General features: G+C 66.3%; 8 protein-coding genes. 4 read left to right on the top strand and 4 right to left on the bottom strand.

Going from position 1 to position 9,873, the window contains the following annotated elements:
* Positions 1 to 168: 168 nt before the first annotated feature.
* On the bottom strand, positions 169 to 1,512 hold the full coding sequence (gene gdhA, locus Q8M13_RS06375; RefSeq protein WP_305298941.1) for an NADP-specific glutamate dehydrogenase: 1,344 nt from the start codon (positions 1,510 to 1,512) through the stop codon (positions 169 to 171).
* A 212-nt stretch (positions 1,513 to 1,724) separates the two neighbouring features.
* On the opposite strand from gdhA, the gene Q8M13_RS06370 reads away from it, so the two are divergent.
* Positions 1,725 to 3,263: a DUF389 domain-containing protein gene (locus Q8M13_RS06370; RefSeq protein ID WP_305298940.1), complete on the top strand. Its 1,539-nt coding sequence runs from the start codon at positions 1,725 to 1,727 to the stop codon at positions 3,261 to 3,263.
* Positions 3,264 to 3,302: 39 nt separating this feature from the next.
* On the opposite strand, the gene Q8M13_RS06365 is transcribed toward Q8M13_RS06370, so the two are convergent.
* The 3 genes from Q8M13_RS06365 to Q8M13_RS06355 all read right to left on the bottom strand — a co-directional run bounded on the left by Q8M13_RS06365 (position 3,303) and on the right by Q8M13_RS06355 (position 6,314).
* Positions 3,303 to 3,968 carry a glutathione S-transferase family protein gene (locus Q8M13_RS06365; RefSeq protein WP_305298939.1) on the bottom strand — a complete coding sequence of 222 codons (666 nt, stop codon included), beginning with the start codon at positions 3,966 to 3,968 and terminating at the stop codon, positions 3,303 to 3,305.
* A 90-nt stretch (positions 3,969 to 4,058) separates the two neighbouring features.
* The gene (locus Q8M13_RS06360; RefSeq protein WP_305298938.1) at positions 4,059 to 5,078 is read right to left on the bottom strand and encodes an NAD(P)-dependent alcohol dehydrogenase; all 1,020 of its coding nucleotides are present in this window, start codon (positions 5,076 to 5,078) and stop codon (positions 4,059 to 4,061) included.
* A gap of 75 nt (positions 5,079 to 5,153) precedes the next feature.
* Positions 5,154 to 6,314: an MFS transporter gene (locus Q8M13_RS06355; protein ID WP_305298937.1), complete on the bottom strand. Its 1,161-nt coding sequence runs from the start codon at positions 6,312 to 6,314 to the stop codon at positions 5,154 to 5,156.
* Between the two features lie 113 nt (positions 6,315 to 6,427).
* Between Q8M13_RS06355 and Q8M13_RS06350 the strand changes: the two genes are divergently transcribed.
* The 3 genes from Q8M13_RS06350 to Q8M13_RS06340 all read left to right on the top strand — a co-directional run bounded on the left by Q8M13_RS06350 (position 6,428) and on the right by Q8M13_RS06340 (position 9,844).
* Positions 6,428 to 7,051, top strand: a complete 624-nt coding sequence (locus tag Q8M13_RS06350) for an exopolysaccharide biosynthesis protein (protein WP_305298936.1) — start codon at positions 6,428 to 6,430, stop codon at positions 7,049 to 7,051.
* A gap of 78 nt (positions 7,052 to 7,129) precedes the next feature.
* Positions 7,130 to 8,407: an aminotransferase class III-fold pyridoxal phosphate-dependent enzyme gene (locus Q8M13_RS06345; protein ID WP_305298935.1), complete on the top strand. Its 1,278-nt coding sequence runs from the start codon at positions 7,130 to 7,132 to the stop codon at positions 8,405 to 8,407.
* 6 nt (positions 8,408 to 8,413) lie between these two features.
* The gene (locus Q8M13_RS06340) at positions 8,414 to 9,844 is read left to right on the top strand and encodes an amidase (RefSeq protein ID WP_305298934.1); all 1,431 of its coding nucleotides are present in this window, start codon (positions 8,414 to 8,416) and stop codon (positions 9,842 to 9,844) included.
* Positions 9,845 to 9,873 lie beyond the last annotated feature (29 nt).

Genomic DNA, 9,873 nt, shown 5'->3' with positions numbered 1-9,873 from the left:
CAGCGCATCACTCTCTCTATCTACTTTCAATCTCATGATAGCTTCCTCATCCGATAAATGATAGGCTCGAACTCCTGCCTGTCAAACCGTCGGGCCGAGAAGCGTCCCCGTAACGCTCAGCGGGAGTCCCGAAGGACTCCCGCTGAATAGACGAACGTGAGCTGAGTCTTAGACTACGCCCTGGTCGAGCATCGAGTCGGCGACTTTGACGAAGCCGGCGATGTTCGCGCCATCGACATAGCTCACCGTCCCATCCGGCCGCTTGCCGTACTGCAGGCAAGAGGCGTGGATGCCGCGCATGATCTCCAGCAGGCGCTGATCGACTTCTTCACGCGGCCACGACAGCCGCATGGCGTTCTGACTCATCTCCAGGCCTGAGGTCGCAACCCCGCCGGCGTTGCTCGCCTTGCCGGGACCAAACAGCACGCCGGCCTCTTCGAACACCTTCACCGCGTCGGCGTTGGAGGGCATGTTCGCCCCCTCGGCCACGCAGATCACGCCATTGGCCACCAACTTCTCGGCGTCATGACCGTCGAGTTCGTTCTGCGTCGCGCAGGGCAGCGCGATATCGCAGGGGACGTGCCAGGGTCGAACGCCGGCCTCGAACCGCAGGCCCAGCTTGGCCGCGTATTCCGAGACCCGGCCGAAGTGGTGGTTCTTGACCTCCATCAACTCGGCCAGCTTCTCGGGCGTGAAGCCATCCTCGTCGATGACCGTGCCGCTGGAGTCCGAGACGGTCACGACCTTGGCGCCCATCTGCATGGCCTTCTCGACGGCGTATTGCGCGACGTTGCCGGAGCCTGAGACGCAGACCCGCTGCCCCTCGATCGAGCGGCCGCCGTGGTTCAGCATCTCCTCGGCGAAATAGACCGTGCCGTAGCCGGTCGCCTCAGGCCGGATCAGCGAGCCGCCAAAGCTGAGGCCTTTGCCGGTGAAGACGCTGTCAGCGCGGTTGGTCAGCTTCTTCATCATACCGGCCATGTAGCCGACCTCACGGCCGCCCACCCCGATGTCGCCGGCCGGCACGTCGGTGTCGGCGCCGATGTGGCGATGCAGTTCGATGATGAAGGCTTGGCAAAAGCGCATCATCTCGCCGGGGCTGCGGCCCTTGGGGTCAAAGTTAGACCCGCCCTTGCCGCCGCCCATCGGCAGGGTCGTCAGAGCGTTCTTGAAGGTCTGCTCGAAGGCCAGGAACTTTAGAACCGACAGGTTGACCGTCGGGTGGAAGCGGATCCCGCCCTTGAACGGCCCGATCGCCGAGCTGTGTTGGATGCGGAAGCCGCGATTGACCTGAACCTGGCCTTTGTCATCGACCCACGGCACGCGGAAGATGATCGTACGTTCCGGCTCCACCAGGCGATGGATCAGCCCGTGTTCGCCATAGACCGGATTGCGTTCGATAAACGGCCAGAGGCTGGTCATCACCTCGGTCACCGCCTGCAGGAATTCCGGCTGCCCATCGTTCTGGGCCGCGACGCCATTGAGGCAGTCGTCCAGGCTTTGAAATTTCATCGGGCGACCTCACCAAAGCGTTATTCTAAAAGGGTTTTAGCGGCATTTACGGGCAACCGCCGAGGCGCACAACCCGGCCGATGTGCAATAAATCGGCAGTCACGTGCTTTTGTGCAGCTTCCATAGGCGCCGGTCCTAGCGAGCACATGGACCTGCGAGCAGACGCCGCCCTGGTGTGACCGCCAACTGTGACGCTACTCTCAAATCCTCGCATGGCCGCCGAGGTGATGATGATGCTCAAGACCGTGCGGGAATCCCTAATATCGGCCTTGAAGTCGCCAGCTCGGCTGCTGAGCGATGGCGATCGCAGCGTGGTCGAGGCTGAGATCCATGACGCCGGTCGGCTGACCAACGCCTACAGTTTCATGCTGTTCAGCGCTTGCGGGATCGCCGCGCTGGGCCTGCTCCAATCCTCGGCGCCCGTGATTATCGGGGCGATGCTGATCTCGCCCTTGATGGGGCCGATCGTATCGATGGGCATGGCCCTGGCGCGCGTGGATCCACGCCGGTTCAGGTCGGCGGCCCTCACCCTGGCGGTCGGCGCGCTTTTGTCGGTCCTGGCTTCCACGATCATCGTCTGGGCCTCGCCGCTCAAGGACGTCACGCCTGAAATTCTGGCCAGAACCCGGCCTACCCTGCTCGACCTCGTCGTTGCCCTGCTGTCGGGGTTTGTCGGCGCCTATCTTTCCATCAACCGCAAGGGTGGCGCGATCGCGGGCGTCGCCATCGCCACCTCGCTGATGCCGCCGCTCGCCGTGGTCGGCTACGGCGTGGCCACGGCGGCCTGGGACATTGCAGGCGGGGCCTTGCTGCTGTTCCTGACCAATGTTGTCGCCATCTTGGTTTCGGTGTTCGGCGTGGCGCGCCGATACGGCTTCCGGTCGGTCGAACGAACCGGCGCCGCCTGGGAAACGCCCGCTCTCGTCGCGGTCATGGTGGCGCTGTGCGTCCCGCTCGCCGCGTCCCTGCAGGGCATTGTGGTCGAAACGCGAGAGACCAACCGGGCCCGCGGCGCGATCAATCAGGCGTTCGCCGAGGCCTCGCCACACATCACCGAACTCAAGGTCCAGGCCCAGGGCGATGAGCCCGCCCTGGTTCAGGCCGTCGTGGTCACCCGCAAATACATCCCGAGCGCCGAGACCCAGGTCGCCAGCGCGCTGGGCCGCGGGACCAAGGTCGAGATCGAACAGATCCTGACCGCCAAGGGCGCCGCCGATCTGAGCAATAGCGCCTTGGCCAGCAGGCCTGCCTCCCCGCCGCTCGCCCCTAACGCCAGTCCAGAACAGCGACTGCGCGCCATGCTCACCACCATCGGCGAGGTCCAGGCCATCGAAAGGCGCGGCCCCGGCCTTGTCGTCACCTTCGTCATGAACGAGCCCGGCGAGTTGGTGGACTATCTGGCGTTGGAGCAGGCCGCCCAGCGCTTCATGCCGCAGACGCCCCTGGAGCTGATCCCTCCGCTCGCGCCCTTGCCTCCGGTGCCGTTTGCTTACGGATCGACGTCGCTGTCCCCCGACGCGGCGGCGAGCGTCGACACCATCGCCTGGGCCCTCAAGCGTTGGAACGCCCCCGCGGCCAAGGTCGAGGGCGGCGCGAGCCCCAACCCCCGAGGCAGGCGAGCCGCCGACATCCGCATTGCGCAGGCCAGGGCCGCAGCGGTGGCTGATCGGCTGGGGGCTCAAGGGATCAAGGACATCGCCCTGACGACACGGGTCCCTGAAACGCTTTCAGGGATGAGGCGCGCTACCTGACGGCCCGTGTGACGATGCTGCCGGCGCCCCCGCCGGCCGCTAGTCGTCCATGAGCTCTGGGCCAGGGAACAGGGTGCGATAGGGCCTTGCCTCGTCCACCGCCCGCGCCACCGAGGGCCGCCGCATCAGCCGGTCGAAATAGCTGGTGAGGATCGCGAGCCCCTCGCCAAAAGGCTCCAGACGCGCGGCATAGAACAATCCGGGCGCCGCGGCGCAGTCGGCCAGGGTGAAGTCCTCGCCCATAGCCCACGTCTTGCCCGCCAGCTCCTTTTCCAGCACGCCATAGACCGTGCGTAGCTGGGCCCTTGCAGCCGCCACGCCCGTGGGATCCTTCTCGCCGTCGGGACGCAGCCGGTCGGCGACGATCGCCTGCATCGGCGACTGGACGTAGAGATCGAAGATCCGGTCCATCAGCCGGGTCCGCCACGCCAGGTCCGGATCGGCGGGGATGAGGCGCGCCTCGCCCGGATAGTGCAGTTCCAGATACTCGATGATGACGCTGGTCTCGGGGATCGTTTCCCCCCGCGCGTCGTCCTGCAGGACGGGCATCTTGCCCATCGGCCATAGCGCCAGGAACGCCGAGCGGGAGGCCTCCTCGCCCAGGTCCACGAAGCAGGCCTCAAAAGGCGCGCCGTTCTCATAGAAGGCGATGATCGCCTTCTGGCAAAAGGAGGCGAAGGGGTGGAGGTGCAGCTTCAGCGCCATGCCCGACTCCATTGATGAAGTTAGCACTTAACTATCAGCCTCCCCACGCCCCCGCAACGATAGTTTAGAGGTCGCTAAATTAAATCCTCCTCAAAACTGGAGGACGATCTTTCCGAAATGCTCTCCGCCCTGCATGGCGGCGAAGGCTGCGGCGGCCTCTGTCCAGGGGAAGACCTTGTCGACCACTGGGCTGATACGGTGCAATTCGATCGCCCGGCACATCGCCTCGAACATCTCCCGAGAGCCGACCGACAGGCCCTGCAACCGAGCGCTGTTGCCGATCAGGACGCCGGGGTTCACCCCCTCGCCCGCTCCCGCCACCACGCCGATGATCGCGATGTGACCGCCAATACGGACAGCCTTGAGGCTCTCCTGAATGGTGCCCGCCCCGCCGACCTCCATGACGAAATCGGCCCCGACGCCATGGGTCGCCTCGCGCACGGCCTTGGCCCACTCCGGGGTGGTCCGGTAGTTGATCAGGGTGTCGGCGCCCATGGTCTTCGCCCGCGCCAGCTTCTCGTCGGAGGACGAGGTGATCACCGTGCGATAGCCCGCCGCCTTGGCGAACTGCAGACCGAAGATCGAGACCCCGCCCGTGCCCTGCAGCACCACCGTGTCGCCGGGTTCCAGCCGCGCATCCTCGAACAGCCCGCGCCAGGCGGTCAGCGCGGCGCACGGCAGTGTCGCCACCTGCTGGTCGGTCAGGAAATCAGGAACTTTCGAGACCCCCTCCTGGCTGAACGTGGCCAGTTCTCGTCCCGCGCCGGGCACGGGGAAGCCCAGCGCCGAGCTGAGCTTCTCCAAGGTCGGCCGCCCGGAGGTCCAGTTCTGGAAGAACAGGGTGGCGACCCGGTCGCCGACCGCCACGCGCGTCACGCCCGGCCCCACGGCCTCGACGATCCCGCAACCGTCCGAGAAGGGGGTGATGACGCCGCCGGCCGTCGATGATCCGCGGCTATACATGCCGTTGATCATCAGCATGTCGCGGTAGTTCAGCGACACAGCCCTCATTCGCACCAGCACCTCGCCATGGCCCGGCGTCGGGTCGGGGCTTTCCACCACTTTCAGTGCATCAGCGCCCCAAGGCGCGGCGACTTCCAAGGCCCGCATGCGATCACTCCCTACGATCTCGTTGCCGGCATAGTCGCCGCTTCCGAGACGCCCGCAAGGCTGTCGTCGCGGAAGTCAGGCGTCCAAACGCCTGACGCCGTATAGCCGTAGCGCTCCGACCAGTCCCAATGCCGACATCGCCGCCATGGCCAGGTACCCCCACGTTCCGACAGCGTCGAACAACCAGCCGGAGCCGATGGTGGCCGCCCCCATCAGCAACCCCCCGGACAGCGCCGAGTTGATGGTTTGCGCCGCCGAGGCGTTGGCCGGGGTCGATAGCCGCTCGACCAGCTGCAGCGAGGCCAGGAAGGTCGCCGCATAGGTGAAGGTGTGCAGCGCCTGCATCGGCAGGACCACCCACAGCGGCGGCGCGAAGGAGAGCACGATCCAGCGCACCAACGCCGCGCATCCGCCGATCATCAGCAAGTTGCGTGGCCCGATCCGCCGCCGCCAGGGTTCCATGAACCACATGAAGGCGACCTCGACCCCAACCGCGAGGCCCCACAACAAGCCGGTCGCGCTCTCCGGCAAGCCCTGCTGTTTCCAGGAGAGCGCCGAGAACGAGTAGTAGAAGGCATGGGCGGACTGGATCAGCCCGACCGAAACCACCGCCAGCATGAAATTCTTGTCTCGAAGCAGGTCGCTAAGGCCGGCGAGGCGCTCCGACAGCCGACTGGCCGCCCCGCCCTCCCGCACCGGATCAGGCGGCAACAAGCCCCGCGCCCCAGCCGCCGCCAGCATCGCCGCCGCCGTTATCCAGACCAGCACCAGCTCGGGCGAGAACCTCGCCAGCAGCAGGCCCACTGTCACATTGGCGATGATGAAAGCCACAGATCCGATCCCGCGCGGCCAGCCGTAGTTGAAGCCCTCGCGGCGAGCCCGGCCGAACACGATCACATCGGTCAGCGGGATCATGGTCGACAGGATCGTGTTGGCGATGAACCAGATCCCGAACCACCAGGCGAACCCGAACGGCGCCGCCAGCAGGCCGTAGGCCAAGGCGGTCGCCAGCCCCATCAGGATCAGCGGCGTGCGTCGCAGGTGGAAACTGTCGGCCCACATGGCGATGGCCGGCGCTGTGACTGCACGGGCGAACATCGGCGCCGAAAGAATCAGCCCGATTTCCGCGCCGGACAGACCGCGCGAGGCGAACCAGACAGGGATGTACGGTGAGCTGGCCCCTGTGCCGACGAACAGGGCCGCATAGAAGAGACCAAGGCGTACGGGCTGGGACATGATCGAAACCCTGCCTAGTCCGAGTCGGTCGCAATTTTCCCGAGCGATCTGGCCAATGTTGCCGCGCTTTAACTTCCGCTAGGGCGCCTCGTCGTGGTAGCGCCAAGCTTGAAATGTCCGAACACACCAAAGCCGCCAGCGTCTCCGAACTGCTCGACCAGATCGGCGCGCGTTCTGAACGTAAGGTGTCGGTCGGCGACCTCCTGGACACCTTCGGCGATCGCGCGTTCGGCGCCCTGATGTTCGTGTTCGCAGCGCCGCTGGTGCTGCCCATGCCGCCCGGGGTTTCGGCCCTGCTCGGCGCGCCCCTGATCTTCATCACCGCCCAATGGACCATGGGCCGCAAGACGCTGTGGCTGCCAAAAGCGCTGCTCTCGCGCACGATGAGCATGTCCGACTTCCGGTCATTGACCGCGAAGCTGAAGCCTCACCTCGAACGGCTGGAACGCCGCCTGCGCCCGCGCCTCACCTTCATGTACAATCCGATGGGCGACCGGCTGGTGGGGGCCTTGTGCTTCATCCTTTCGCTGATCGTCTTCCTGCCGATCCCGTTCGGCAACATGCTGCCCTCCTTCGCCATCGCCGCCTTCGCTATCGGCGGCGCCGAGCGCGACGGTGTCGCGGCCCTGGTCGGCTGGGTCGCCGCGATCCTTTCGATCCTGGTGCTGGCGGTCCTCTCCAAGGCGATCGTCGCCGCGGTGGTGGCGTTCTTCGCCACGCTAGTCGGGATGTTTTAGCCCCGATCACGACTCCCGGTTGCCGGATTTCCATCTCGGCGTAAGGTCACGGTCTGGCCTTCGTCGATGGAGACTCCCATGGACCGTCCCAACAGCCTGGACCGCGCCCTGCGGACCCGCGCGCAGGCCGTGATCCCGGGAGGCATGTACGGCCATCAGGCGGTCGGCCTGCTGCCGGACGACTATCCCCAATTCTTCGCCAAGGCCGAGGGCGCCCACATCTGGGACGTCGACGGCAATCGCTATCTCGACCTGATGTGCGCGTACGGACCGAACCTGTTCGGCTATGCGAACCCCGAGATCGACGCGGCCTATGTTCGCCAACTCGGCCTGGGCGACACCCTGACCGGCCCCACCGAACTCATGGTCCGGCTGGCGGAGGAGTTGACCGCTCTGGTCAGTCACGCGTCCTGGGCCATGTTCTGCAAGAACGGCACCGACGCCACGACCATGGCCTTGATGACCGCGCGCGCCCATACGCGCCGCAAGACCATTGTGCGCGCAAAGGGCGCCTATCATGGCGCGGCTCCCTGGTGCACGCCCCGCCCCAGCGGAACCACCGACACCGACCGCGCCCACCAGGTGTTCTGCGACTACAACGATGTCGCCAGCCTGGAGGCGGCCGTCGCCGAGGCGGGCGATGACCTTGCCGCGATCTTCGCCGCGCCGTTCAAGCACGACGCCTTCATCGATCAGGCGCCCCCAAACCCGGCCTATGCCCGCCGCGCCCGTGAACTCTGCGACCAGACCGGCGCGTTGCTGATCGTCGATGACGTCAGGGCCGGCCTGCGGATGGCCCGCGACTGCTCATGGTCGCTGCTCGGGATCGAACCAGATCTGTCGACCTGGGGCAAATGCATCGCCAACGGCCATCCCATCTCGGCCTTGCTGGGTGCGGAAAAGGCAAGGGCCGCCGCCGCTTCAATCTATGTGACCGGATCTTTCTGGTACCAGGCCGCGCCGATGGCCGCGGCGCTGGAGACCCTGCGTCTGGTCCGAGACACCGACTATCTGGAACGTATCGAAGCGCTCGGCGACCGGCTCGCGGCCGGCCTGGTAGAGAGGGCGGCCGCAGCCGGATTTGGCCTGCGCTGCTCGGGCCCGACCCAGATGCCGCTCTACCTCTTCGACGACGACCCCGACCTGCGAAAGGGCTTCTGCTGGGTCTCGCAGATGCTGGCGCGCGGGGTCTACATGCACCCCTGGCACAACATGTTCCTCTGCGCGGCGATGACCGATGCAGACATCGACCAGGCGCTGGACGCCGCCGACGGCGCGTTCGCCGCCCTGAAGCGGCAGGCCCCGGGCTTGGCGCCGGTCGAAAAGCTCGCATTCCTCTCAGCCGGCCAAAGGTAGCGCCCCATGGCGATCGACGACTATTCCGAGCACGACGGCCTGGCCCTCGCATCCCTTGTCGCCAAGGGAGATGTGACGCCGCTGGAACTGGTGGACGCCGCCATCGCGCGGATCGAGCGCCATAACCCCACCCTGAACGCCGTCGTCTACAAGGCCTATGACGAGGCCCGCGCCCAGGCGCAGGGGCCGTTGCCTGAAGGGCCATTCAAAGGCGTGCCCTTCCTGATCAAGGATCTCGGCATGCCGGTGGCCGGTTGGCCGCGCAGCTATGGCAGCAAGTTCGCCCGCGGCGTGGTCGACGACGAAGACGGCGACCTCACCCATCGCTATCGCCAGGCAGGCGTCATCCCGCTCGGCAAGACCAACACCCCGGAATACGGCATCACCGGCACGACCGAGGGCGCGCATCTCGGCGCCTGCCGCAATCCCTGGAACCCCGACCACATTTCCGGTGGCTCGTCGGGCGGCGCGGCCTCGGCCGTGGCGGCCGGCATCGTGCCGCTCGCCCACGCTTCCGACGGCCTCGGCTCTATCCGTATCCCCGCCGCCTGCTGCGGGCTGGTCGGGCTCAAAGTCACCCGGGACCGCAATCCGAACGGGCAACAGGACACCGCCTACGCCATGGGCTTCACAGTTGACCACGTGGTGACCCGCACAGTGCGCGATTCTGCTGCGATGCTGGACGCCACCGGAACACCCCGCGCCGACGCCCCGTTCGCGGCCCCGCCCAAGGAACGGCCCTATATCGAGGAGGTGGAGCGCAGTCCGGGCAAGCTGCGGATCGCCTGGTCGTCGGAAACCCCGTCAGGCCGCCCGATCCACCCCGAGATCCAAGCCGCCCTGGAACGCACCGCAGTCCTGCTCAAGGGCCTCGGCCACGAGGTGGTCGAGCAAGGTCTCGGTATCGACTATCGGGCGCTATATGCGGCGCGCACGCCGGTCTCCGGGGCGAACTTCGCCGCCGACATGGCCCGGTTGATCGAGCAAGTCGGCCGCGAACCCGAGCCGGACGAACTGGAACCGCTGACCTGGGCGGCGCTGAAAGGCGGCCGCAAGGTGACCGGCGAACAGGCCTTCCGCGGCTGGCAGGATCTGCGGGTGCTTAACCGCCAGACACTCGCCTTCTTTGAAGATTGGGACGTCTATCTATGCCCGGTGCTTGGCACGCCGGTTCCGGAAGTCGGGCTGATCGACCCCGTGGCTCTGGAACCTCGCGAGGTCAATCGCCGCCAGGGCGAGGCCTTCCCCTACACCCCGCCCTTCAATTTCTCCGGCCAACCCTCGCTCTCCCTACCTCTCGAGATGTCCGCCAGCGGGCTGCCCATCGGCATGATGTTCACCGCCCGCTTCGCCGACGAAGCCACCCTCTTCCGGCTGGCCGCCCAGTTGGAAAAGGAAGCGCCCTGGAAGACTCGAAAGCCAATGGTCTGGGGCTAGACCACCGCAAGCCACGCACAAGCGCGCAG

It is taken from the genome of Phenylobacterium sp. (genome assembly GCF_030681155.1).
GTDB lineage: Bacteria > Pseudomonadota > Alphaproteobacteria > Caulobacterales > Caulobacteraceae > Phenylobacterium.
This window is presented reverse-complemented; position numbering and strand designations above follow the sequence as displayed.